This is a genomic window from Teichococcus oryzae (genome assembly GCF_008386565.1).
Classification (GTDB): domain Bacteria; phylum Pseudomonadota; class Alphaproteobacteria; order Acetobacterales; family Acetobacteraceae; genus Pseudoroseomonas; species Pseudoroseomonas oryzae.
On the sequence record NZ_VUKA01000004.1, the window covers coordinates 110,255 to 132,662 of the forward strand.

General features: G+C 71.5%; 20 protein-coding genes. 15 read left to right on the top strand and 5 right to left on the bottom strand.

Annotation, left to right across the window (positions count from 1 at the left end):
- Nucleotides 1-21: 21 nt before the first annotated feature.
- Entirely contained in the window at nucleotides 22-915 is an 894-nt protein-coding gene (locus F0Q34_RS10905) for a lysophospholipid acyltransferase family protein (protein WP_241665437.1), read from the bottom strand.
- Nucleotides 916-1,096: 181 nt separating this feature from the next.
- Here F0Q34_RS10905 and F0Q34_RS10910 point away from each other — a divergent pair, with 181 nt between their 5' ends.
- Both F0Q34_RS10910 and F0Q34_RS10915 read left to right on the top strand, forming a co-directional pair.
- A complete protein-coding gene (locus F0Q34_RS10910; protein WP_149812252.1) occupies nucleotides 1,097-2,074 on the top strand; it encodes a TIM44-like domain-containing protein in 978 nt (325 codons plus the stop codon).
- A gap of 210 nt (nucleotides 2,075-2,284) precedes the next feature.
- Nucleotides 2,285-3,877, top strand: a complete 1,593-nt coding sequence (locus F0Q34_RS10915) for an ABC transporter substrate-binding protein (RefSeq protein WP_149812253.1) — start codon at nucleotides 2,285-2,287, stop codon at nucleotides 3,875-3,877.
- 33 nt (nucleotides 3,878-3,910) lie between these two features.
- Here F0Q34_RS10915 and F0Q34_RS10920 read toward each other — a convergent pair whose 3' ends face one another.
- The 3 genes from F0Q34_RS10920 to F0Q34_RS10930 all read right to left on the bottom strand — a co-directional run bounded on the left by F0Q34_RS10920 (nucleotide 3,911) and on the right by F0Q34_RS10930 (nucleotide 8,802).
- Nucleotides 3,911-6,211, bottom strand: coding sequence for an MHYT domain-containing protein (locus F0Q34_RS10920; RefSeq protein ID WP_149812254.1), 2,301 nt, complete (start codon nucleotides 6,209-6,211; stop codon nucleotides 3,911-3,913).
- Between the two features lie 87 nt (nucleotides 6,212-6,298).
- A complete protein-coding gene (locus tag F0Q34_RS10925; RefSeq protein ID WP_149812255.1) occupies nucleotides 6,299-7,504 on the bottom strand; it encodes a DUF1501 domain-containing protein in 1,206 nt (401 codons plus the stop codon).
- Nucleotides 7,501-8,802, bottom strand: a complete 1,302-nt coding sequence (locus F0Q34_RS10930; protein ID WP_306419388.1) for a DUF1800 domain-containing protein — start codon at nucleotides 8,800-8,802, stop codon at nucleotides 7,501-7,503. Before F0Q34_RS10930 ends, F0Q34_RS10925 begins: the two co-directional genes overlap by 4 nt.
- A 246-nt stretch (nucleotides 8,803-9,048) precedes the next feature.
- Here F0Q34_RS10930 and gpmI point away from each other — a divergent pair, with 246 nt between their 5' ends.
- The 13 genes from gpmI to F0Q34_RS10995 all read left to right on the top strand — a co-directional run bounded on the left by gpmI (nucleotide 9,049) and on the right by F0Q34_RS10995 (nucleotide 22,180).
- Nucleotides 9,049-10,581: a 2,3-bisphosphoglycerate-independent phosphoglycerate mutase gene (gpmI, locus tag F0Q34_RS10935; protein WP_149812257.1), complete on the top strand. Its 1,533-nt coding sequence runs from the start codon at nucleotides 9,049-9,051 to the stop codon at nucleotides 10,579-10,581.
- Between the two features lie 16 nt (nucleotides 10,582-10,597).
- The gene (locus F0Q34_RS22505; RefSeq protein ID WP_149812258.1) at nucleotides 10,598-11,962 is read left to right on the top strand and encodes a murein hydrolase activator EnvC family protein; all 1,365 of its coding nucleotides are present in this window, start codon (nucleotides 10,598-10,600) and stop codon (nucleotides 11,960-11,962) included.
- A gap of 168 nt (nucleotides 11,963-12,130) precedes the next feature.
- On the top strand, nucleotides 12,131-13,501 hold the full coding sequence (locus tag F0Q34_RS10945; protein ID WP_241665438.1) for a S41 family peptidase: 1,371 nt from the start codon (nucleotides 12,131-12,133) through the stop codon (nucleotides 13,499-13,501).
- Nucleotides 13,502-13,525: 24 nt separating this feature from the next.
- Nucleotides 13,526-14,668: a divergent polysaccharide deacetylase family protein gene (locus F0Q34_RS10950; protein ID WP_149812260.1), complete on the top strand. Its 1,143-nt coding sequence runs from the start codon at nucleotides 13,526-13,528 to the stop codon at nucleotides 14,666-14,668.
- A 22-nt stretch (nucleotides 14,669-14,690) separates the two neighbouring features.
- A complete protein-coding gene (locus F0Q34_RS10955; RefSeq protein WP_149812261.1) occupies nucleotides 14,691-15,164 on the top strand; it encodes an RNA pyrophosphohydrolase in 474 nt (157 codons plus the stop codon).
- Between the two features lie 16 nt (nucleotides 15,165-15,180).
- A complete protein-coding gene (locus F0Q34_RS10960) occupies nucleotides 15,181-15,909 on the top strand; it encodes a class I SAM-dependent methyltransferase (protein ID WP_149812262.1) in 729 nt (242 codons plus the stop codon).
- 79 nt (nucleotides 15,910-15,988) lie between these two features.
- Complete coding sequence (locus F0Q34_RS10965; RefSeq protein WP_149812263.1) at nucleotides 15,989-16,612, top strand: glutathione S-transferase family protein; 624 nt, start codon at nucleotides 15,989-15,991, stop codon at nucleotides 16,610-16,612.
- Nucleotides 16,612-17,187 carry a histidine phosphatase family protein gene (locus F0Q34_RS10970; RefSeq protein WP_149812264.1) on the top strand — a complete coding sequence of 192 codons (576 nt, stop codon included), beginning with the start codon at nucleotides 16,612-16,614 and terminating at the stop codon, nucleotides 17,185-17,187. Before F0Q34_RS10965 ends, F0Q34_RS10970 begins: the two co-directional genes overlap by 1 nt.
- Nucleotides 17,188-17,390: 203 nt before the next feature.
- Entirely contained in the window at nucleotides 17,391-18,035 is a 645-nt protein-coding gene (locus tag F0Q34_RS10975; RefSeq protein ID WP_149812265.1) for a 50S ribosomal protein L25/general stress protein Ctc, read from the top strand.
- A gap of 12 nt (nucleotides 18,036-18,047) precedes the next feature.
- Nucleotides 18,048-18,620: an aminoacyl-tRNA hydrolase gene (gene pth, locus F0Q34_RS10980; RefSeq protein WP_149812266.1), complete on the top strand. Its 573-nt coding sequence runs from the start codon at nucleotides 18,048-18,050 to the stop codon at nucleotides 18,618-18,620.
- A 3-nt stretch (nucleotides 18,621-18,623) separates the two neighbouring features.
- Nucleotides 18,624-19,037: a hypothetical protein gene (locus F0Q34_RS10985; RefSeq protein WP_149812267.1), complete on the top strand. Its 414-nt coding sequence runs from the start codon at nucleotides 18,624-18,626 to the stop codon at nucleotides 19,035-19,037.
- A 61-nt stretch (nucleotides 19,038-19,098) separates the two neighbouring features.
- The gene (ychF, locus tag F0Q34_RS10990) at nucleotides 19,099-20,193 is read left to right on the top strand and encodes a redox-regulated ATPase YchF (RefSeq protein WP_149812268.1); all 1,095 of its coding nucleotides are present in this window, start codon (nucleotides 19,099-19,101) and stop codon (nucleotides 20,191-20,193) included.
- A 139-nt stretch (nucleotides 20,194-20,332) separates the two neighbouring features.
- Nucleotides 20,333-22,180: an ATP-binding protein gene (locus F0Q34_RS10995; RefSeq protein ID WP_149812269.1), complete on the top strand. Its 1,848-nt coding sequence runs from the start codon at nucleotides 20,333-20,335 to the stop codon at nucleotides 22,178-22,180.
- Here the strand turns inward: F0Q34_RS10995 and F0Q34_RS11000 are convergent.
- Nucleotides 22,177-22,365: a DUF4169 family protein gene (locus F0Q34_RS11000; RefSeq protein ID WP_149812270.1), complete on the bottom strand. Its 189-nt coding sequence runs from the start codon at nucleotides 22,363-22,365 to the stop codon at nucleotides 22,177-22,179. The genes F0Q34_RS10995 and F0Q34_RS11000 overlap by 4 nt on opposite strands.
- Between the last annotated feature and the right edge of the window lie 43 nt (nucleotides 22,366-22,408).

Consider the following 22,408-nt stretch of genomic DNA (forward strand, 5'->3'; position numbering starts at 1 on the left):
GGCGCGCTGAAGCGGCCGATCTCAGCGCCGGTAAACCTCCCGCGGGAAGCGGCGGTGCAGCCACAGCCATTCGCCCGGCTGCTCACGCAGCCAGCGCTCCAGGGTCTGGTTCATCATCAGGGCCAGCGACCGCACATCGGCCGCCCGGTCCCCGGTATCCGGCAAAGGCAGCGGCGGCTCGAACAGCACGCGGTAGCGGCAGGGCCCGATGCGCTGCGTGCGGCACGGCACCACGACGCAGCCGAAGCGCAGGGCCAGCTCGGCCGGCCCGGTCGGGGTCATGGCGGGCTGGCCAAAGAAGGGAAGGGCGAGCCCTTCATTCATCTTCTGGTCCACCAGGATGCCCATGGAGTGGCCCGCCCCCAGGTGCTTCATCGCCATGCGCGCGCCCCGGGACCCTTTGGGGAACAACGCGGATATGTCGCCCCCGCCGCGCAGGCTTTGCACCAGCTCATCCACCAGCGGATTGTCGGGCGCGCGATAGAAGCCGGCCATCCGGCGGCCCGATCCCCCTGCTGGCCGCTGCATCAATTCCCAGTTGCTCAGATGGGCGGAAATGAAGATGCAAGGCGTCTCGGGCGGCGGGATGTTTTCCTCCCCCGCCGCTTCCCAGCCAGGCCCCGATTCGGTTCGCCGCAGATCCGCCACATGCGGCCATTCCAGCATGACGCGGCCCAGATTCTCCCAGGCATCGCGCAGCGTTTCTTCCCGCCATTGCGGCGTCCGGTCGGGAAAGGCGATCTCGAGGTTGCGGCGGCCGATCCGGGAAACCGGCAGAAGCGGGCCGACATGGCGGCAAATGGCCCCGCCCAGGGCCGAGGCCCGCACCATTCCCATGCGCCGCGACAGGGCCACCAAGCCCCGCGCCAGCGCGGCCTCGAAACGCCAGCGCCATTGCCTGTTCTTCGCCGCCAAGCCGGCTCTCCACTGTTCCGGGCGGGGACGCCGCGGGGTTTCGCCGGGCAACCTCCACCCGGGGGCGGCGTTCTGCGGCATCTGGCCCGTTTTGGCCACACCCGGCACGCGGTCGTTCTGGATTACGTGCCGGTAATGCCTATATGCTATTCGGATGAACGATCCTTGGAGGAATCCACGCATGCGTCGCAAGGCCAGCATCCTGGCGGCATTCGCGGCCTTTGCCCTGGTGCTTGGTCCAGCCCTGGCGGAAGCCCGGCCCGGCGGCCGCAGCAGCATGGGCAGCCGCGGCAGCCGCACCTTCACGCCTCCGCCGGTAACGCGCACGGCGCCTGACGCCGCGCGGCCGATGGACCGCACCCTCCAGCAGCCTGCCCGCCCCGGCACGGCGGCGCCTGGCATGGCCCCGGCGCAGCAGTCGCGTGGCATGTTCGGCGGCGGCTTCGGCGGCGCGCTGATGGGCGGCCTGATCGGCATGGGCATCGGCGGCTTGCTGTTCGGCAACGGGCTGTTCGGCGGCTTCGGCGGCTTCGGCAGCATCCTGGGCCTGTTGTTGCAGATCGTGCTGATCGTGTTCCTGGTGCGGATGGCGCTGCGCTTCTTCCGCAACCGGCAAAGCCAGGGCGCAGCGGCGCGTGGCATGCAGCGCCCCGCCATGGCGGGCGGGCCAAACCCGCACGCCATGCGGCGGGACATGGGCGCGGGCGGCCATGCGGCGCCCCGGGGTAGCTCCGGCACCGGCCCGGCGGCCGCTCCGGTGCAGTTGAACCAGTCCGACTTCCAGGCCTTCGAGGCGCTGCTGCGCGACGTCAACGCCGCCTGGTCGCGGCGTGACCTGGCCGGCCTCGGCCGGCTGGCGACGCCGGAGATGAACAACTACTTCGCCCAGGACATGCGCGACCTCGATGCCCGTGGCTGGCGCAACGAAACCCGCGACCTGAAGCTGGAACAGGGTGACCTCGCGGAAGCCTGGCGCGAGGGCAATGCCGAGTTCGCCACCGTCGCGATGCGCTTCAGCCTGGTGGATGTCACCTATGACGCGCAGGGCAACGTGGTTGAGGGCGATCCGCAGCGGCGCGACACCGCGGCGGAATTGTGGACCTTTGTCCGGCAGCCAGCCGGCGCCTGGAAGCTGTCGGCCATCCAGCAGACCCGCTGAAGGCCGCATCGGCCGGAGAATTGAAAAGGGCGCCGTTCGCGGCGCCCTTTTTGTTTGCGCAGCAACAGTGCAGATAAAGCCCATTAATTGGGCTATACGGGCAATATTTATTCATTTTCTTACTTTTTGCCTTTATATTGAGCATAAGGCATAGGCGCCTTCCGGGAATGCGCGTAGACCAGCCGCGACTTAGCCGAAGGGATTTCCCACATGCAGCGCCGCCACTTCCTTCTCGCCTCCGGAGCCGCCATGGCGGCATCGCGGCTCGCCATGCCGCGTCTGGCAAGGGCGCAAGGCGGCGGCACGCTGCGCTTCGTGCCGCAGGCCGACCTGCCCAACCTGGACCCCGTGGCCGGCACGCAGCTCGTTGTGCGCAATGCCAGCCTGATGGTCTACGACATGCTCTATGGCATCGGCGCGGATCTGCAGCCGAAGCCGCAGATGGTGGAAAGCCATGAGGTCAGCGCCGACGGAAAGGACTGGCGCTTCAGACTGCGCGGCGGCCTCACCTTCCATGATGGCGAGGCGGTGCTGGCCAGGGACGTGGTGGCCAGCATCCGGCGCTGGATGCCGCGCGACGGCATGGGCCAGATGATCCAGGCCCGGCTCGACGCGCTGGAAGCGGTGGATGACCAAACCTTCCGCCTGCGCCTGAAGCAGCCCTTCCCCAAGCTGCTCTACGCCTTCGGCAAGAGCAACACGCCGCTGCTGGTGATCATGCCGGAGCGCATCGCCGCCACCGATCCCTACACGCAGGTCAAGGACTATGTCGGCTCCGGCCCGATGCGCTTCAGGCGAGACGAATGGATGGCCGGCTCCCGCGCCGTGTTCGAGAAATTCGCTGCCTACCAGCCGCGCGAGGAAAAATCCGACTGGCTGGCCGGCGGCAAGCGGGTGCTGATGGACCGGGTGGAATGGCTGACCATGCCCGACCCCGGAACTGCCCTGGCCGCCATCCAGAGTGGCGAGATCGACTGGTGGGAAAGCCCGATCGCCGATCTGGTGCCGGTGATGCAGGGCCATCGTGACATCAACGTCGAGGTCGCCGATCCCCTCGGCAATATCGGCGCCATGCGGCTGAACCACCTGGTGCCGCCCTTCAACAACAAGCTGATCCGCCAGGCGCTGCAATATGCTGTCAGCCAGGAGGATTACATGCGCGCCATCGTCGGTGACGATGAGGCGCTGTGGAAGCCGATGCCGTCCTTCTTCACGCCCGGCACGCCGGGCTACACCGAGGCGGGCGCCGAGCGCCTGAAGGGCGGGCGCCGCTACGACAAGGCCAGGGAGTTGCTGAAGCAGGCCGGCTACAACGGCGAGAAGGTGGTGATGCTGGTCGCCGCCGATGTTCCCGTCGCCAAGGCGCAGGGCGACGTCACCGCCGACATGCTGTCCCGCATCGGCATGAACGTCGATTACCAGGCGCTGGACTGGGGCACGGTGGGTTCCCGCCGCACCAGCAAGAAGCCGGCGTCCGAGGGCGGCTGGAACATCTTCTTTTCCTGGCATTCCGGCGTCGATTGCATCAACCCGGCACCCTACAAGGGCGTCTCCGCCAGCGGCGACAAGGCATGGTTCGGCTGGCCGTCATCGGCGGAGGTCGAGCGGCACATCGCCGAATGGTACGAGGCGCCCGATGCCGCGGGCGAGAACAGGGCACTGGAAGCGGTGAACCGCGCCGGCATGGACCTCGTCACCTATATCCCGACCGGCTTCTTCCTGGGCTACACCGCGTCCCGCAAATCGGTGCGAAACATCCACCACGCGCCCTTTCCGCTGTTCTGGGACGCACGGAAGGCCTGATCCGGGAACCCCGGCTCCGGCGGCGCCCCGCCCTCAGGCCTTGCGGAACGGCAGCACCTGCCCGGCGGGCTGCGGGCGCGGTGCCAGGCAGCCTTCGATCGCGGCCAGCAGGGCATTCCGGTCGAAGGGCTTGTGCAAGAGAGGCAGCCCGGCCGCCGCCAGCTCCGCCCGCTCGGCATAGCCCGTGGCCAGGAGCACCGGCAGGCCGGGACGCGCCGATTGCAGGGCAGTGGCCAGTTCCAGCCCGGTCATCCCCGGCATCGCCTGATCGGTCATCACCAGATCAGGCCGGCCGCCCTGGCGGAGCAGCTCCAGGGCGCGGGGAGCGGAATCCGCCTGCAGAACAACATGGCCGAGATCCTCCAGCATGGAGGCGGTGGTCGCCAGCACCAGGGGATCGTCATCCACGACCAGCACGGTGCGGCGGACCGGCGCCTCCACGGACGTCGCGGCCGGCGCGGCGGCGGGCCGGGCCGCAGTCCCGGATTGCGGCGCGGCGCGCGGCAGCCAAAGCTCGGCCGTGGTGCCCTCCCCCAGGCGGCTGCGCAGCAGGAGCCGCCCGCCGGATTGCGCGGCGAGGCCATACACCATCGAAAGGCCGAGCCCGGTTCCCTTGCCGACGCCCTTGGTGGTGAAGAACGGCTCCATGCAGCGGGCCAGCGTCGCCTCGTCCATGCCGGCACCCGTGTCGGTGACGCCGAGAACGACGTAGTCGCCGGCCTTCAGCTCGTTCTCCTGCCCGGTGCCGACACGCGCCTCCCGCGCGGAGATGGTGAGCCGGCCGCCGCCCGCCATCGCGTCGCGGGCATTGACCGCCAGGTTCAGCAGCGCCAGCTCCAGCTGGTTGGCGTCGGCATAGGCCGGCGGCAGGCCGAGCGGGAACAGCGTTTCCACCCTGATGCCGGTGCCCAGGGAACTCCGCAGAAGCTCCGACATCCCGCGCACAAGCTCCGGCAGCTCGACCGCGCTCGGCTGTAGGGCCTGCCCGCGGCTGAAGGCCAGCAGGCGCTGGGTCAGCGAGGCGCCGCGCCGCGCGGCCTGCGCCGCGTTCTCCAGCAGCCGCGAGGCGCGCTCATCCCCGGCCGGCAGGCGCCTGCCCAGCAACTCCAGGCTGCTCAGCACCACCGTGAGCAGGTTGTTGAAGTCATGCGCCACCCCACCCGTGAGCTGGCCGACGGCTTCCAGCTTCTGCGACTGGCGCAGCGCCTCCTCGGCGCGCCGGCGTTCCGTGACATCCGTGAGCCCGCCCAGGACGCGCAGGAAGCCCCCCTGCCCGTCCTGCTCGACGCGGGCGGAGGCCAGCATGTCGAGGAACCTGCCATCCCTGGTGACGAACCGGTATTCGACATCGATCAATTCGCCCCCGCGCAGCAGGCGGGGCCAGTCCTCCTGGATGGCCTGGCGCGCTGAAGGCTCGGTCATGAAGCCGATCAGCGGGCGCCCGATCACCTCCTCCCGCTCATAGCCGAGCAGGCTCAGCCAGGCATCGGTGACGTGCTCGATGCGGCCGGCCGCATCCAGGGAATGCAGCGGCAGAGGCGTGCGGGTGTACAGCGCCCGGAAGCGTTCCTCGCTTTGCCGCAACGCCTGGGTTTCGCGTTCCGCCATCGCGGCGAAGCGCCGGTCGTACAAGGCGGCCAGAAGCGCCAGGAACAGGATCAGGAAGGTCGCGGCGGCCACGGCGAGCGCCAGCGTCACCTGGGTCAGGCTCGCCGTGCCCTGCGCCAGGTCCACCTGCGGCTGTGCCGTGAACACGGCACCCTGCATGGCTGCGTAATGCATGCCGGAAACGGCCACGCCCATGGCCACGGCGGAAACGAGCCGCACGGCCACGCGGCTGGTCCGCACGGACAGCCACAGGGCAATGGTGGCCGCCCCGATCGCGATCAGGATGGATGCGGCGACCCAGGCGCGCTCGTAGCGGAGATCGGCCGCCATGTTCATGGCCGCCATGCCCGTGTAGTGCATCGCGGCGATGCCGAGCCCCATGAACAGGCCGCTGGCCAGCAGCAGCGCGGGGCCGGGATGCGGCCGGCACACCGCGAGGAAGCTGATGCCGGTGGCCGCAACCGGGATCAGCAGCGAAAGAAGCGTCAGCCCCGTCCCGTAGGTGACCTCCATGCCCGGCATGCTGAAGGCCAGCATCGCCACGAAATGCATCGCCCAGATGCCGCCGCCCATGGCCAGCGCAGCCGTGGCGAGCCAGGCATAGCGGAGCAGGCCGGCCGCGGCGCGCACCCGGCTGGCCAGATCGAGCGCGGTGTAGGATGCCGTGATCGCGATCAGGACGGACAGGGCGACAAGCGCTTGATCATGGACGCCGGTGATGGGCATGCCACATGATGTAACATGTCGCGCCCGCTTTGAACCGGCTTATGGGAGCGACGGGCGCTCGCGCCCCCGGGCCGGCTCAGGCGCCGATCAGCCTTCGCGGATCAGGCCATTTTCCGCCGCCACGCCCTCGGCGCCCGGAAAGGCCGTGGCGATGGCGGCCTCGGGCAGGCCCAGATGGTCGCGCAGCAGCGCCTTGGCGATCGCGCGCAGGTCGCGGGTCGGCGCCAGGTCGCGCTTCTCGAAAAGCTGGCCTTCCGCCAGGCCGGGCCAGTCCGCCACCACCCGGCCACCCTGCACCGCGCCACCTATCAGAAAGGCCACGCCGCCGGTGCCGTGATCGGTGCCAAGGCTGCCATTGGCCCGGGCGGTGCGGCCGAACTCGGTCATCACCAGGACCGCCGTGTGCCGCCAGGCGGGGCCGAGTTGCCCGCGCAGCGCCGCCATGCCCTCATCCAGCTGCTTCAGCGCCCGCCCCAGCGCATAGTTCTGGTTGGCATGGGTATCCCAGCCGCCGATCTCCAGCGCCGCGACGCGCGGTCCCTGCGGCGCCGCCAGCAGCCTGCCGGCGGAAGTGGCGAGGGACACGAAGCCGCTCCTGGCCGGCGGCTCCCCCCTCAGCGCATCGGCGGCGAAGCCGCGGGCCCGCAGCCCTTCCCGCACCGCATCGCCAATCAGCGGGTCGGCATGCAGCAGGTCGGCCATGCGGGCGTAAAGCTCCGGAGGCGGCCGGACCGGGCGCGGCGGCGCCCACATGCCGACCGGCTGCGCGCCGCGCATCAGCAGGGGCAGGTCGTTGCCCACGGCCAGGCCGCGCTCCGGCGCGCCCTTCGGCACGGGGGGCGTGCCTTCCAGGGCGCGGTTCAGCCAGCCGGATGACAGCCGCTCCGGCGCGCCGCTTTCCAGCATGTCCTGCGCCTCGAAATGCGACCGGTTGCGATAGGGGCCGGCGATGGCGTGGACCGGCAGCAGGCTGCCTTCCTGGAAGAAACGATGGAAATTCCTCAGTTCCGGCGCGAGCCCGAAAAAGCCGCCGCAATCCAGCAGCCCGTTTTCCCGCCCCGGCTCGGCCAGGGCGAGGGGGCCGCGAAGGCTGCGGTAATTTGCGTCGCCATAAGGGGCCAGCGCCGCCAGGCCATCCATGGCGCCGCGCTGGATGACCACAACCAGCCGGCGGTCATCCGGCATGGCCAGGGCGGGTGGCGCCGCCACCGCGAGGCGGGCCTGGCGGGTTGCCGCCAGGGCGGTCAGGCCAAGCAGCAGGCCGCGCCGGCCGATCCGTGGAAGATGGCTCATCGGCGCTGGAACTCCGAACTGGCGAACAACAAGGCAAGGGCGTCACGCGGCGAGCCGGCCCCGCGCAGGGCCTGGCGGGTTTCATCCCGCGCCAGCGGGCCAAGCGCGGTGTCCAGCACCGCCATCGGGTCCAGCCGCGCGAAATGGCCCGCCACCTCGTAGCACCAGTCGAGGCGCTGCATCATCGGCTCCGGCCCCAGCCACGCGCCGGCATGATCTGGCCAGCCATTGGGCTGCCGCGCATCCCAGGCCGACTGGTTCATCCGCACCGTGGAGCCCCAGGCGAACCGCCCTGAGGCGATGCCCCGGGCACCGCAGGCGCGCAGCGCCGCGATCGTGTAATCCGCCGGGCTGCGCAGCTTGCCGAGCGGCGGGTTCCAGGCCTGCGGCAGGCGCGGCAGGGCGGCGGCCACGGCGGCCAGGTCGCCGCCGGTGTCGCGCAGCACCGCCTCGATGCGGGCCACGGCGGCGGGCGGCGGATCGTCGGCGACGAAGTGGCGCACCAGCTTGGTGGCCAGGAACCGGTGGGTGGCCGGGTGCTCCGCCAGGAAGCGCAGCGCCGCGTCGGTCGCTTCCCGCCCTTCCTCGAAGCGGCGGCCCATCACCGTCTTGGCGCCGGGCTCGTGGTGGCTGGCGCGGAACACCACGCCCAGCGGCGGCTTGCGGCGCTCATTGCCCCAGCCGGTGAGCAGGCGGGCGAACTCCACCACATCCGCCTGGCTGTAGCCGGCGGCGGGCGTGACCGTGTGCAACTCCAGGATCTCGCGCGCCAGGTTCTCGTTGAGCCCTCGGCCGGTCCGCTTGCCCTGGGCGCTGTTGGGACCGACGGAAGCGGACTGGTTCAGGTAGCTCAGCATCGCCGGATGGGTGGCGACCGCCCGCAGCATGTCGGTGAAGCGGCCATTCACATGCGGCCGGATGGCTTCCCGCAGATAGGGCCCGATGGCGACCGCCGCGCCATAGCCGGCGCGTCGCGCCACGGTGAAATGATTGGCCCAGAACGCGACCAGCCTTTCCCGGTAGGGCGCTGCCGTGTCGATCCGCACCGCCTGCGCCGCGATGACCTCGGCCTCGAAATGGAGGTCGGCGGGGTGCCGCTGGCCGGGCCGGCGCTTGTTCCGTTCCGATGCGTTCAGCACCCGGTAGCCATCCGGCACGGTGGGGGGCGCCGGCCAGCCGGCGGGAAGCGGGGGCTCCGGGTCGGGCCCTGCGATCTGGGCGTCGAGCCAGGCCAGTGGGTCGCTCGGCAGCGCCTGATCCGGCCGGGACCCGAGCCCGAAGCGGATGGCAGCCTGCAAGGGGCGCGTATCCATGAGCCGGAGGGTAGCACCACCGCAGCCGCGAACAGAATGCCATCATCACAACCGGAGGTAACAATATCCCCGCACGGCCCCAATCCGCCGCCATTCTTCGGGAGGCCACCAGGCTCGCCGCAGCCGCCTTGCCCCCCCCCGCTCACCCCCTGCCCCTCCCCCCCTGTGCAAATGCCCCCCTCCGGCGCTATCCCCTCGCCTCAGCCTGAAACCGCGCCCGGAGAGATCGCCATGCCCCGTCCGAAGCCCGTGATGCTGGTCATCCTGGATGGCTGGGGCTGGCGGGACGACAAGGCCGACAATGCCGTGCGTCAGGCCCGGACACCCTGCTTCGACGCGCTCTGGGCCGCAGGCCCGCGCGCCTTCCTGCACACCTGCGGCGAGGATGTCGGCCTGCCGCATGGCCAGATGGGCAATTCGGAGGTGGGGCACCTCAATCTCGGCGCCGGCCGCGTGGTGCTGCAGGAATTGCCGCGCATCACCAAGGCGGCGCGGGATGGCTCGATCGCCGGACTGCCCGCCGTCACCGGCCTGATCGGGAAGCTGAAGGCCTCCGGCGGCACGCTGCACCTGATGGGGCTGCTGTCCCCGGGCGGCGTGCACAGCCACCAGGACCATGGGCTGGCGCTGGCCCGCGCCTTCGCGGCGGCGGGCATCCCCGTGGCACTGCACCTTTGGACCGATGGGCGCGACACCCCGCCCGAGGCCAGCCCCGGCTATCTCGCGCAGTTCGAGCCCGCCTTGCCGCCCGGCGCCCGCATCGCCTCGGTCACCGGCCGCTACTTCGCCATGGACCGCGACCGGCGCTGGGAGCGGGTGCGGCAGGCCTATGACGCGATGGTCGAGGGTCAGGGCCTCAGCAGGGCTTCCAGCGCCGCCGAGGCGATCGCCGCGGCGCACCGCGCCGGCAAGACCGACGAGTTCATTCCCGCCACCGCGATCGGCGACTACGCCGGCATGAAGGATGGCGACGGGCTGTTGTGCTTCAACTTCCGCGCCGACCGGGTGCGGCAGATCCTGACCGCGCTGCTCGATCCCGCCTTTGCCGACTTTCAGCCGCCGCGCCGGCCGAAGCTCGCGGGCGCCGCCGGCATGACCGAGTATTCCGAGGCGCTGAACCCCTTCCTGGACACGCTGTTCGGCCCGCAGACGCTGAAGGACATCCTGGGCGAGGTGGTGTCGCGCGCCGGGCTGACGCAGCTGCGCATGGCCGAGACGGAAAAATACCCGCACGTCACCTATTTCCTGAATGGCGGCGAGGAAACGCCTTTCCCCGGGGAGGAGCGGATCATGGTTCCCTCCCCCAAGGTCGCGACCTATGACCTCCAGCCCGAGATGTCGGCGCCGGAGCTGGCGGACAAGGCGGTGCAGGCCATTGGCGGCGGCCGGTTCGACCTGATCGTGCTGAACTTCGCCAATGCCGACATGGTGGGCCATACTGGCAGCCTCGACGCCGCCACCCGCGCCTGCGAGGCGGTGGATGCCAGCCTTGCCCGCATTGTCGGGGCGGTGCGCGCCCAGGGCGGCACGCTGCTGGTCACCGCCGACCACGGCAACGCGGAAATGATGAGGGACCCGGCAACGGGCGGCCCGCACACCGCCCACACCACCAACCCGGTGCCGGTGGTGATGGTGGGTGGCCCGGCGGGTGTCGCGCTGTCCGATGGGCGGCTGGCCGATGTGGCGCCTACCCTGCTGGCCCTGTTGCAACTGCCGCAACCCGCCGCCATGACCGGCCGCAGCCTGCTGCGGCCCGGTTCCTGATGCGGATGGCCGATTGATGCCGCGCCGGCGGGCGCTGCGTCCCGCCGGGCTGCTGCTGCCGGCGGTGCTGCTGGCGGGGCTGGCCGGTCCCTTTTCCGGCCGGGCCACCGAGCCCACGGCGCAGTCGGTGCAGGAAGCCGAGGCCGCGGCCCACGCCGCGCGGGAAGCCGCCGCCGCCGCCGCCGAGGCCGCCCGGCAGGCCGCCGAGGCCGAGCAGCGCCTGGCGGAACAGCGCGCCGCTGCCGGCCGCCGCGCCGTTGCCGCCGATGAAGCCGCCGCCGCCGCCGAGGAAGCGGCCCGGGAAGCGGCCGCCATCCGCGACGCCGCGCTGGTGGATCTCGGGCGCCGCGCGGAGGCGCTGGCGCCGCTGGTGCCGTTGATGCGCCGGCTCGGCCAATGGCCCTCCGAAACGCTGCTGGCGGTGCCGGGGGACCCGGAAACCGCGCTGCGGGGCGCGCTGGTGCTGCGCAGCCTGACCCGCCACCTTTCCGCCGAGGCCGAGGCCCTGCGCCAGGCCCAGGCCGTCGCCGCCGAGGCCACCCGCAAGGCCGAGGCCGAGGCCGGGCAGCTGGCCGCCGCCCGCGCCGAGGTGCGCGCCGCCGCCGCCGCGGTGGAGGCGGCGCTGGCCGAGGCCCGCACCCGCCGTTCCGCCGCCGAGCGGGAGGAAGCCGAGGCGGCGCGGGAGGCCGCCGCCAGCGCGTCCCGCGCCGGCAACCTCCGCGACATGCTGGAAAGGCTGGAAAAGGCCCGCACCGAGCGGGAAGCCGCCGCCCGCGCCCAAGCGCAGCGCGAGCAGGAAGCCGCCGAACGCGCCGCCCGGCTGCGGGCGGAGCGGGAAGCCGAGGCGCTGGCCGCGCGCCGGAAGGCCGCCCGCGACGCCGCCGAGCAGGCGGCGCTGGCGCGGGAACAGGCGGCCCTGGCGCGGCGGCAGGAAGCGGAGCGCCGTGCCGAGCAGGCGGCGCGGCAGGCCCAGCGGGAACAACAGCGCCAGGCCGCCCTGCCGGTGCCGCGCGGCGGCCGCGCCGTTCCCGTGGCGGGCCGGCTGTCGCGCGATTTCGGGGAAGATGGCGATGGCGGCCCGGCGCAGGGCCTGACCTACTCGGCGCCGGGCGGCGCCAGGGTGGTCAGCCCCTGCGGCGGCAGCGTCGCCTTCGCCGCCCCTTTCCGCTCCTATGGCCAGCTGATCATCGTCAATTGCGGCGGCGGCTACCATGTGGTGCTGGCGGGGCTGGACAAGCTCGACACCGAGCCGGGCGCGCGGGTGCTGGCGGGGGAGCCGGTCGGGCAGCTCAACGCGGGGGGGCAGGCCACGCTGTATGTGGAGCTTCGGCGCAACGGCCGGCCGGTGGACCCGAAGCCCTGGCTCCGCGCCAGGGGCTAGGCAGCGCCGGGATGACCGGCCGGCCGGATGACAGAGGGTTCATTGTGGAAAAGGGTTTCAATTTGACCGAGCCCCCCCAAACCGCTCTAGGGTAGCGCGAAGCCGTGCGCTGGCTGCGGCAATGAATGCACTGAGCCGAAGTAAAGGGTTTGTTCGATGAAGCCTGGAATGCGTACCGCAGGCGTGGTGGGCGCTGCCTTCCTGGCCGGCGCGGTGCTGGGTCCGGTGGTGCTGCCGCCGGTTGTTTCCGCGCTTGCGCAGGAAAGCGGCAGCCGCGCCGAAACCTACCGGCTGCTGAACCTGTTCGGCGACGTGTTCGAGCGGGTGCGGGCCGAATATGTCGAGCCGGTCAATGACCGTGACGTGATCGAGGGCGCCATCAACGGCATGCTCCAGGGCCTCGACCCGCATTCCTCCTACATGAACGCCCGCTCCTTCCGCGACATGCAGGTGCAGACCCGCGGCGAGTTCGGCGGCCTCGGCATCGAGGTCAGCCAGGAAGGCGGCTATGTGAAGGTGATCTCGCCCATCGACGACACGCCGGCGGCCAAGGCCGGGGTCAAGCCGGGCGACCTGATCACCCACCTGAACGGCGAATCCGTGCAGGGCCTGAGCCTGCAGGAAGCGGTGGAGAAGATGCGCGGTGAGCGCGGCTCCGCCATCAAGCTGACCATTCGCCGCCCCGGCGCTGAAACGCCGATCGAGCTGTCCCTGATCCGCGACGTGATCCGTCCGCAGGTGGCCCGCTTCCGGCTGGAAGGCAACGACATCGCCTATGTGCGGCTGTCCTCCTTCAACGAGCAGACCGACACCGCCCTGCGCAACGCCATCTCCACCATGCGCCGGCAGGCCGGCAGCAACCTGAAGGGCGTGGTGCTCGACCTGCGCAACAATCCGGGCGGGCTGCTCGACCAGGCGGTGCAGGTTTCGGACGACTTCCTGGAACAGGGCGAGATCGTTTCCACCCGCGCCCGCCGCCCGGACGACGCGCAGCGCTGGAACGCCAAGCCGGGCGACATCGCCGACGGGCTGCGCATCGTGGTGCTGGTGAATGGCGGCTCCGCCTCGGCCAGCGAGATCGTGGCCGGCGCCTTGCAGGACCACCGCCGCGCCGTGGTGCTGGGCACCAAGTCCTTCGGCAAGGGCAGCGTGCAGACAGTGATGCCGATCCCCGGCAACGGCGCCATCCGGCTGACCACCGCGCGCTACTACACGCCTTCGGGCCGTTCCATCCAGGCGCTCGGCATCTCGCCCGACATCGAGGTGCTGGCGACGCGGGAGGAAGGCAACGCCCCGCTGCGCGACCGCGAGGCCGATCTGCGCAAGGCGCTGCGCAACGACAACGGGGCCCAGGAAACGGCGCCGGTTCCGCCGGTCAACCTGCCGCCGGGCGTCGGCGACAAGGTGTCGCGCCTGCCGCCCGAGGGCGCGCCCTCCTTTGATCCGACCAAGCCGGAAACGGACCACCAGTTGCAGCAGGCGGCCACGCTGCTGCGCGCCTGGGCGGCGGCCGAGCCGCAGCGCCGCGCCGCCCGCTAAGGCCGCGCCGGGGACGCAGGGCGGATGAACGGAAGCAACAGCGCGCGCCGGGCCTGGCGCGCGCTGGCGCTGTTCTGGATGGGGGTGCTGGTGGGAGCCGGCGGCACGGCGGTGATGCTGGACCGGCTGGGCCCGCCACCCGCCCCGCCTGCCGCGTCCTCAGCGCCGCCCCGCCTCGCGGGCGCTTCCAACCCGGCGCCGCCGGCCCCGGCACCTCCGGCCGAAGCACCTTTGGCCGAGCCGCCGCCTGATGTTCTGGCTGCCGCGCCCCTGCCGCCCGTCCCGGCGCCGGAACCCTGGCAGGCCCCGCCCGAGGCGCCGCCGCCGCCGCCCCTGCCGCCGGCTCCAGCCGAGGCCATGGCGCCCGCCATCGCGGCCCCCGACCCCGCGCTGCTGGAGCCATCGGAGCATGGGCCCTTGCCGCGCATCGCGCCGGATGGGCGCGTGCCGCGGCAGGTTTACGCCGCGCCGGCGGCGGCCCCCGCCGGCAAGCCGCGCATCGCGCTGATCATTGGCGGCTTCGGCCTGTCCGCGCCCCGCGCGGAAGAAGCGATCCGCCGCCTTCCCGCCGCCGCCACCCTGGCCTTCGGGCCGCTGCCGGCGCGGGCCGACCTGCTGCTGGATCAGGCACGGCGGCGCGGCATGGAGGTGCTGCTGGCGCTGCCCCTCGATTCCGCCGGCGCCGCGCCCGCCGACCACCTGCTGCGCGCCTCGCGGAGCTGGGAGGACAATGCGGACCGCCTGGCCCGCGCCCTGGGCAGCTTCGCCGGCTATCCCGGCGTCATCGGGGCCCAGGGCGGACAGCGGGGCGAGCGCTTCGCCGCCGACGCCGCGCAACTGCGGGCGCTGGAGGCGGCGCTGGAAGCGCGCGGCCTGTTCTACATCGATGCCCGCCCCGGCGCCGCCGCCCCCGCCGCCGTCTGGGGCGCCGCGATCGACCAGGTGCTGGACGAGCCGCTGACCGGCGGCGAGGTGCAGTTCCGGCTGGAAGCGCTGGAAGCCGCCGCGCGGCGGAAGGGCAGCGCCCTGGGCCTGGCCGGCGAGCCTTCGCCCATCCTGGTGGACCGGATCGCCGCCTGGGCCGCCAGCCTGCCGCAACGCGGCGTGGCGCTGGTTCCCGCCAGCGCCGTGGCGCGCCCGCCTCCGGCCCTGGCCGAGGCACCCTGATCCTTCTGCTGGATAGCCGCTGATGCCTGACCTGCCTTACCGCCGCAATGTCGGCGCCGCCCTGTTCAACGCCGATGGCCGCGTGCTGGTCGCCCGCCGGGCCGATGTGGCGCGGGATGCCTGGCAATTGCCGCAGGGCGGGCTGGACGAGGGCGAGGACCCGCGCATCGCCGTGCTGCGCGAATTGCGGGAGGAAATCGGCACCGACCACGCCGAGATCATCGGCGAGGTCGGGGAATGGCTGAACTACGACCTGCCGCCCGAATTGCTGGGCAAGGCGCTGCGCGGCCGCTACCGGGGGCAGACGCAGAAATGGTTCGCGCTGCGCTTCCTGGGCGATGATTCCGAGATCCGCCTCGACCTCGACCCGCATCCCGAGTTCAATGCCTGGCGCTGGGCGGAGCTGGCCGAGTTGCCGGAGATCGTGGTGGCCTTCCGCCGCCCCATCTATCGCCGCCTCGCCGAGGAATTCGCCCGCTTCGCGCAAGGCGCCTGACCCGCGGAACCACCGCATGCCGCAGAACATCTATGATGATCCGGATTTCTTCGCGGGCTACAGCCAGCTGGCCCGCTCGCGCAAAGGATTGGCGGCGGCCCCGGAATGGCCCGCCATCCAGGCGGTGCTGCCGCCCCTGGCGGGCCGCGCCGTGGTGGATCTGGGCTGCGGCTTCGGCTGGTTCTGCCGCTGGGCGCGCCAACAGGGCGCGGCCAGCGTGCTGGGGCTCGACCTGTCGGAGCGGATGCTGGACCGCGCCCGCACCGGCACGGACGACCCGGCCATCGCCTATCGCCGGGCGGACCTGAACCGCCCGGCGCTGCCGGAAGCGGCGTTCGACCTCGCCTATTCCTCGCTGGTGCTGCATTACCTGGAGGATCTGCCGGCGCTGCTCGCGGCCCTCCGCCGGGCGCTGCGGCCGGGCGGCCATTTCGTGTTCACCGCCGAGCATCCGGTCTTCACCGCGCCCTCCCGCCCGGGCTGGGTCCGGGACGCGGAAGGACGCGACACCTGGCCGGTCGATGGCTATCTGCGGGAAGGGCCGCGCGTCACCGACTGGCTGGCGCCCGGCGTGGTGAAGCAGCACCGCACCCTCGGCACCCTCCTGACGCTGCTGATCCGGGCCGGCTTCACGCTTCGCCATGTCGAGGAATGGGGGCCCGCCGAGGCGCAGGTGGCGGCACAACCCGAACTGGCCGCGGAGCGCGAGCGGCCCGCCTTCCTTCTGGTCGCCGCCACGGCCTGAGCCTCCGGCCGGATGCCCTTCCCCCTTGCGAACCGCCTGGGCGGCGCCGATGCTCCGCCCTCCCGCACGAGGAACCACCATGAAGCTGTTTTATGCCCCTGGCACCTGCTCGCTCGGCATCCACGTCCTGCTGGAGGAAGCCGGCCTGCCCTTCGAGCGCGCGCGGATGTCGCTGAAGGATGGCGACCAGCGCAAGCCGGAGTTCCAGGCGCTGAACCCGAAGGGCAAGGTGCCGACGCTGGAGCGCGACGACGGCTCGGTCCTGACCGAGTGGCCGGCCATCGCCTATTGGGTGGCGGCGCGGGCGCCGGCCGCGAAGCTGTGGCCGGAAGCGCTGGAGGACCAGGCGCGGGCGCTGGAGGCGATGGACTTCATCGTCGGCACGCTGCACGGCCATGCCTTCTCCCGGCTGTTCAACCAGGCCAAGTACGCGCCGAGCGAGGCGGACCATCCCAAGGTGATCGAGCAGGGCCGCGCCATGGTGGCGGCTGGCTTCGACGTGCTGGAAAAGGGCTGGAAGGGCGATGAATGGCTGCTGCCATCCGGCTATTCCGTGGCTGACGCGGCGTTGTTCTACGTCACCTTCTGGGCGGTGAAGCGGATGCGGATGGACGTGCCGCCGCGCATCGCCGCGCATTTCGAGCGGATGATGGCCCGCCCCGCCGTGCAGCGCGCCCTGGCGGCCGAGGGGCTGGCCGGCTGATGGGCGCCGCCCTGACCCGCAAGGCCTTCTGGTTCCTGCGCCACGGGGAAACCGACTGGAACGCGCGCGGGCTGAGCCAGGGCAATGTGGACATCCCGCTGAACAGCGTCGGCATCGCCCAGGCGGCGCGCGCCGCGCGGGCGCTGGAAGGAAAGGAGATCGCCACCGTGGTGTCCTCCCCCCTGTCGCGGGCGCGGGACACGGCGGAAACCGTGGCGGCCGTGCTGGGCCGGCCGGTGCTGGTGCACGAGGCGCTGCGCGAGGTGTCCTTCGGCGTCCAGGAAGGGCAGGAAATGTCCGACTGGTTCAACAGCTGGGTGGAGGACGGCTTCACCCCGGAAGGCGGCGAAAGCTTCGCCGCGCTGCGGGAACGGACCGTCGGCGCCATCAATTTCTGCCTGGAGCAGCCGGGGCCGGTGCTGGTTGTCGCCCATGGCGCGCTGTGGCGCGCCTTCCGGGCCGAGGCCGGGCTGCCCGCCAATGTCCGCACCCCCAACGCCCTGCCGATGTGGGTGACGCCGCCGGCCCCGGGCGAGGAGTCCTGGCGGTTCGAGCCGCTCAGCCTTCCGGACTGAGGCGGCGCCGCCTGGCATGATGCCCGTTCCGGCCCATTCGCCGGAACGGATGAAGCGGCAAGTGTTGCCTTGCGCCGCCGGATCGCGTATGCCGCCGCCGCTGCGCTGGCACCCCTGGAGGCCGGCGCAACTGTTTTCGGGCGCCCGCCCGGGGGCAGCATGGAACGACGCCATCCGGCGTCTCAGAGATTTGGAGCCAAGCAATGGTCCAGACCATTCGGATCGAGGGCGAGGCGCGCGAGTTGGCCGGTAAGGGGGCGGCGCGCGCGACTCGTAAGCAGGGCCGTGTCCCTGCCGTCATCTACGGCGCGAAGCAGGAGGCGACGCTGCTGTCGCTCGACCCGCGCGACGTGATGAAGGAACTGCAGAAGGGCGGCTGGCAGTCGCACCTGTACGAGGTGGCGGTGGCCGGCCGCGCCGAGCGCTGCCTGATGCGGGAGGTGCAGTTCCATCCCGTCAAGGACACCCCGCTGCATGTGGACTTCCAGCGCCTCGCGCCGGGCCAGATGATCCGCGTCCGCGTGCCGGTGGTGTTCCTGAACGAGGACACCGCGCCGGGCCTCAAGGAAGGCGGCGTGCTGAACGTCGTCCGGCGCGACCTGGAAGTGATGTCCGATCCCGACCAGGTGCCGGACCAGTTCGAGATCGACCTGGCCGCCGCCACCATCGGCGCCAGCCTGCGCTGGTCCAATGTCCAGGACCAGAAGGGCACCAAGCCGGTGATCACCGACCGCGACTTCGTGGTGGCCACCATCGCCCCGCCGACGGTCGAGGAGGAGGTCGTCATCCAGGCCCCCGTCGCCGCCCCGGCCGCCGATGCCAAGGGCAAGGGCAAGGGCAAGAAGTAAGGAGGCGTGGCGGTGCTGCTCTGGGTCGGCCTCGGCAATCCGGAGCCGGGCCAGGCGCGGCACCGGCACAATATCGGCTTCATGGCGCTCGACGCCATTGCGCGCCGCCACGGCTTCGGGCCGTGGCGCAGCCGCTACAAGGGGCTGGTGGCGGAAGGCAGCATCGGCGGCGGCAAGGTGCTGCTGCTGAAGCCGCAGACCTACATGAACGCGTCCGGCGATTCGGTGCAGCCGGCGGCGGCGTTCCACAAGATCCCGCCCGATGGCATCACCGCCTTCCATGACGAGCTGGACCTCGCCCCCGGCAGGATCCGGGTGAAGCGCGGCGGCGGCGCCGCCGGCCATAACGGCCTGCGCGACATGGACCGGAGGCTGGGCAGCCCCGATTACTGGCGGGTGCGCCTCGGCATCGGCCATCCCGGCATGAAGGAGAAGGTGACGGGCCATGTGCTCGGCAACTTCGCCAAGGTGGACACCTGGCTGGAACCGATGCTGGATGCGGTCGCGGATGCGGCACCCTTGCTGGCCCGTGGCGAGCGGGAAGCCTTCATGACCCGCGTGGCTCTGCTGACTCAGGAGAACTGACCCATGGCGATCGAAGACGCGGCGGCGGATCTGGAGGCTGAGTTCGGCGGCCCCGGGCCCGAGGATCTGGCCAATGGCGCTGCCGCCCTGGCCGCCGGGCTGCTGGCCCAGGCCCAGTGCCTCGCCACCACCGCCGCCGCCCTGGAAAGCAGCGACACCGGCCATAACGGCGCCATCGAGGCGGCTGCGGCCCGCGCTTCCCTCGCGCTGTCCATGGCCCAGGTGGTGTCCGAGGCGCCGAGCCCGGCGCGCGCCGGGCTGATCGCCGCGGCGGCCCAGGCGCTGGATGTGTCGATCTCCGGCGCGCTGACGCAGCTGCGCGCCGCGGCGCTGGCGCTGCCCACCGATGACGCGGCGGCGCGGATCGCCGCGGCGCAGATCGCGCAGGAAATCGCCGCCTCGCTCGGCGTGGCCTGATCATTCCATTCCGCGCCGGGGCGCCTGATGCCCCGGCGCCGTTGTTTCCGAGGACCGGCCCATGGGCTTCAATTGCGGTATTGTCGGGCTGCCGAATGTCGGCAAGTCGACCCTGTTCAACGCGCTGACCCAGACAGCCGCCGCCCAGGCCGCCAACTACCCCTTCTGCACCATCGAGCCGAACACCGGCCGCGTCGCGGTGCCGGATGCGCGGCTCAACACCATCGCGAAGATCGGCAAGTCGGCCAAGATCGTGCCGACCTCCCTGGAATTCGTGGACATCGCCGGGCTGGTGCGCGGCGCTTCCCGCGGGGAAGGCCTCGGCAACCAGTTCCTGGCCAACATCCGCGAAACCGATGCCATCGTCCACGTGCTGCGCTGCTTCGAGGATGACGACGTCACCCATGTCGAGGGCAGCGTCGATCCGATCCGCGACGCCGACACCATCGAGACCGAGCTGATGCTGGCCGACATGGACAGCCTGGAGAAGCGCCAGATCGGCCTGCAGAAGCGGGCCCGCGGCGGCGACAAGGAAGCCGCCGCCCAGCTCGCGCTGATCGAGCCGATCCTGGCCGGGCTGCGCGATGGCCGCCCCGCCCGCGCTTCCATCCCGCCCGGGGAGGAGGAGGCGGTGAAGCGCCTGCAGCTGCTGACCTCCAAGCCGGTGCTGTATGTCTGCAATGTCGAGGAAGCCTCGGCCGGCACCGGCAACGCGCAAAGCGAGAAGGTGTTCGCCCGCGCCGCCGCCGAGGGCGCCAAGGCGGTGGTGGTGTCCGCCGCCATCGAGGCCGAGATCAGCCAGATGGACGAGGCCGACCGGGGCGAGTTCCTGGAAGGCCTCGGCCTGTCCGATTCGGGCCTCGACCGCGTCATCGCCGCTGGCTACGGGCTGCTCGGCCTGCTGACCTACTTCACCGTGGGGCCGAAGGAGGCGCGCGCCTGGACCATCACCCGCGGCATGAAGGCGCCGCAGGCCGCCGGCGTCATCCATGGCGATTTCGAGCGGGGCTTCATCGCGGCCGAGACCATCGCCTATGACGACTACGTGGCGCTGGGCGGCGAGCAGGGCGCCAAGGAAGCCGGCAAGATGCGCGTGGAAGGCAAGGAATATGTCGTCAAGGATGGCGACATCCTGTTGTTCCGCTTCAACGTGTAGCACCTGCAGCTTCACCATTTATCCGCTGTCTTTTCGTAATAATTCCCGCTAAGGTTGAGGGGATGGGGCAGCGCCCATCCCGGCGCCGCAGGGGGCCGGCCACCGCCTCGGCAACAGGCCCAGCCTCGGTCCCCTGCCCTTGATTTTCGACAGCGCTACCCTGCTGATCGTCAGCACGCTGATCAGCATCGTCCTCGGCGGGCTGTGGTTCGGCCTTTCCCTTGACCGCCGCAAGGTTGACGGCCTGCGGGAATGGGGCCTTTCGCTTATCGGCGCGGGGGTGGGCAGCCTGCTGCTCGGCCTGCGCGGGGTGCTGCCGGAATGGCTTTCCATCGACCTTGGCAATGCGTTGATCCTGCTTTGCCTGGGCTATGCCTGGGTTGGCGCCCGGCGCTTCGACGGGCGGCCGGTCGCGCCCTGGATGCTTCTGGCGGCGCCCACGCTGTGGCTGCTGCTGCGCCAGCTGCCCGTGCTGCAATTCCAGGAAGCGCGCATCCTGGCGACCTCGGTGCTGGCCCCTCCCCTGATGCTGGCCTGCGCCGCCGAGTTCCTGCGCAGCCAGGCCGAGGCGCCAGGTTTCCGCCGGGTGCTGGCGGCCAGCTTCGCGCTGCATGCCGGGCTGGTCCTGGCGCGCATCCCGATGGTGCTGGCCAGCCCGGAATGGAGCACGGTTTCGGCTCTGCCGGATGGGCTGGTGGTGCAGGCGATCCTGCTGGAATCGATCCTGCACGGGGTGATCACCAGCTTCGCGCTGATGGTGCTGTTCCTGGCGCGGCAGGAAAGGCGGGCGCTGGCCGTCACCACCACCGCACGGGATGAGGCGGAGGCCGCGAACCGGGCCAAGTCGCAATTCCTGGCGCGGATGAGCCATGAACTGCGGACGCCGCTGAACGGCGTGCTGGGCCTGTCCGACATGATGGCCAGGCATCCGGACCTTCCGCCGCATCTGCGCGGCCAGGTGGAGGTCATCGGCCAGGCCGGCCGGCATCTTCTGGCGCTGGTCAATGACGTGCTCGATATCGGCTTGGTCGAGGCCGGGCGCCTGACGCTGCAACAGGACACAGTGCCGCTGCGCCCCTTGCTGGAGGACGCGCTGGCGCTTCTGCGGCCCGAGGCCGAGCGCAAGAACCTGACCCTGGACCTGGACTGGGACCCGGCCTGCCCGGAGGCCGTCCTGGGCGATGCGCGCCGGCTGCGGCAGGTGCTGCTAAACCTGCTGGGCAATGCGGTGAAGTTCACCCCGCCCGGCGGCCATGTGCGGCTGGGGCTGCGGGCGGAAGCCCACGACGGCCTGCTGCTGGACGTGCTCGACAATGGCCGCGGCATTCCAGGCGCCCAGCGCGCCTTGCTGTTCCGCGATTTCACCCGCCTGTCCACCTTGCCCGGCGAGGCGGAAACCGAGGGGCATGGCCTGGGCCTCGCCATCACCGCGAAGCTGGTGGCCGGGATGGGCGGCATGATCGGCGTGGAAGCCGGCCCCATGGGCGTCGGCAGCCGCTTCTGGGTCAGGCTGCACCTTTCCCCGGTGGCGCTGCCCGCCCCCCTGCCGGCGAGCGCCCGCCGCCGCGGCCCGGCACGCCGCGTCCTGGTGGTGGATGACGTGACGGTGAACCGGCTGGTGGTGCAGGGCCTGCTGCGCGGCGCCGGCCATGCCGTTCTGCAGGCCGAAAGCGGCGAAGCGGCCCTGGCCCTGCTGGCCCAGCAATCCGCCGACCTGATGCTGATCGACGTGCAGATGCCGGGTCTGGACGGAATGGAAACCACCCGCCGCATCCGCGCCGCCGAGGCGATGGCGCCCAGCCAGACACGCCTGACCATCTTTGCGCTGACCGGCGAATGCGGCATCGCCACGCATGAGGCCTGCCTCGCCGCCGGCATGGATGGCGTGCTGGTGAAGCCGGTGCGGCGGGAAACCCTGCTGACGCTCCTGGAAGCGCTGCCGGCGCAGGCGGCGGAGTTGCTGCCGCTCCCGGATGCCGGTTCCTAATCCCGCTTCGGCGGGTCCTGGCGCGCACCGTCGAGCAGGGCGTTGCGGCGCGCCTCGGCTTCCGCGTCCCGTGCCTTCTCCGCCTTGCTGCGGCCGAACTTCTCGCGGTTCAGCGCCGCCTCCTGCCCGCGCATCTGGCGCGCGGCCTGCTTGCGATGCCGGTTGAGGTTGACGATCTCCGCCATGCGCGGAGGATAGCGCGTGATCGCCCTGCCGGGAACCAGCCTG

Coding starts and splice junctions, on each gene's coding strand:
- F0Q34_RS10960 (WP_149812262.1), top strand. CDS start 15,181: ATGCCGCAGAACATCTATGATGATCCGGATTTCTTCGCGGGCTACAGC.
- F0Q34_RS10950 (WP_149812260.1), top strand. CDS start 13,526: ATGAACGGAAGCAACAGCGCGCGCCGGGCCTGGCGCGCGCTGGCGCTG.
- F0Q34_RS10975 (WP_149812265.1), top strand. CDS start 17,391: ATGGTCCAGACCATTCGGATCGAGGGCGAGGCGCGCGAGTTGGCCGGT.
- F0Q34_RS11000 (WP_149812270.1), bottom strand. CDS start 22,365: ATGGCGGAGATCGTCAACCTCAACCGGCATCGCAAGCAGGCCGCGCGC.
- F0Q34_RS10970 (WP_149812264.1), top strand. CDS start 16,612: ATGGGCGCCGCCCTGACCCGCAAGGCCTTCTGGTTCCTGCGCCACGGG.
- F0Q34_RS10920 (WP_149812254.1), bottom strand. CDS start 6,211: ATGCCCATCACCGGCGTCCATGATCAAGCGCTTGTCGCCCTGTCCGTC.
- F0Q34_RS10925 (WP_149812255.1), bottom strand. CDS start 7,504: ATGAGCCATCTTCCACGGATCGGCCGGCGCGGCCTGCTGCTTGGCCTG.
- gpmI (WP_149812257.1), top strand. CDS start 9,049: ATGCCCCGTCCGAAGCCCGTGATGCTGGTCATCCTGGATGGCTGGGGC.
- F0Q34_RS10945 (WP_241665438.1), top strand. CDS start 12,131: ATGCGTACCGCAGGCGTGGTGGGCGCTGCCTTCCTGGCCGGCGCGGTG.
- F0Q34_RS10965 (WP_149812263.1), top strand. CDS start 15,989: ATGAAGCTGTTTTATGCCCCTGGCACCTGCTCGCTCGGCATCCACGTC.
- F0Q34_RS10955 (WP_149812261.1), top strand. CDS start 14,691: ATGCCTGACCTGCCTTACCGCCGCAATGTCGGCGCCGCCCTGTTCAAC.
- F0Q34_RS10915 (WP_149812253.1), top strand. CDS start 2,285: ATGCAGCGCCGCCACTTCCTTCTCGCCTCCGGAGCCGCCATGGCGGCA.
- F0Q34_RS10910 (WP_149812252.1), top strand. CDS start 1,097: ATGCGTCGCAAGGCCAGCATCCTGGCGGCATTCGCGGCCTTTGCCCTG.
- F0Q34_RS22505 (WP_149812258.1), top strand. CDS start 10,598: ATGCCGCGCCGGCGGGCGCTGCGTCCCGCCGGGCTGCTGCTGCCGGCG.
- ychF (WP_149812268.1), top strand. CDS start 19,099: ATGGGCTTCAATTGCGGTATTGTCGGGCTGCCGAATGTCGGCAAGTCG.
- F0Q34_RS10985 (WP_149812267.1), top strand. CDS start 18,624: ATGGCGATCGAAGACGCGGCGGCGGATCTGGAGGCTGAGTTCGGCGGC.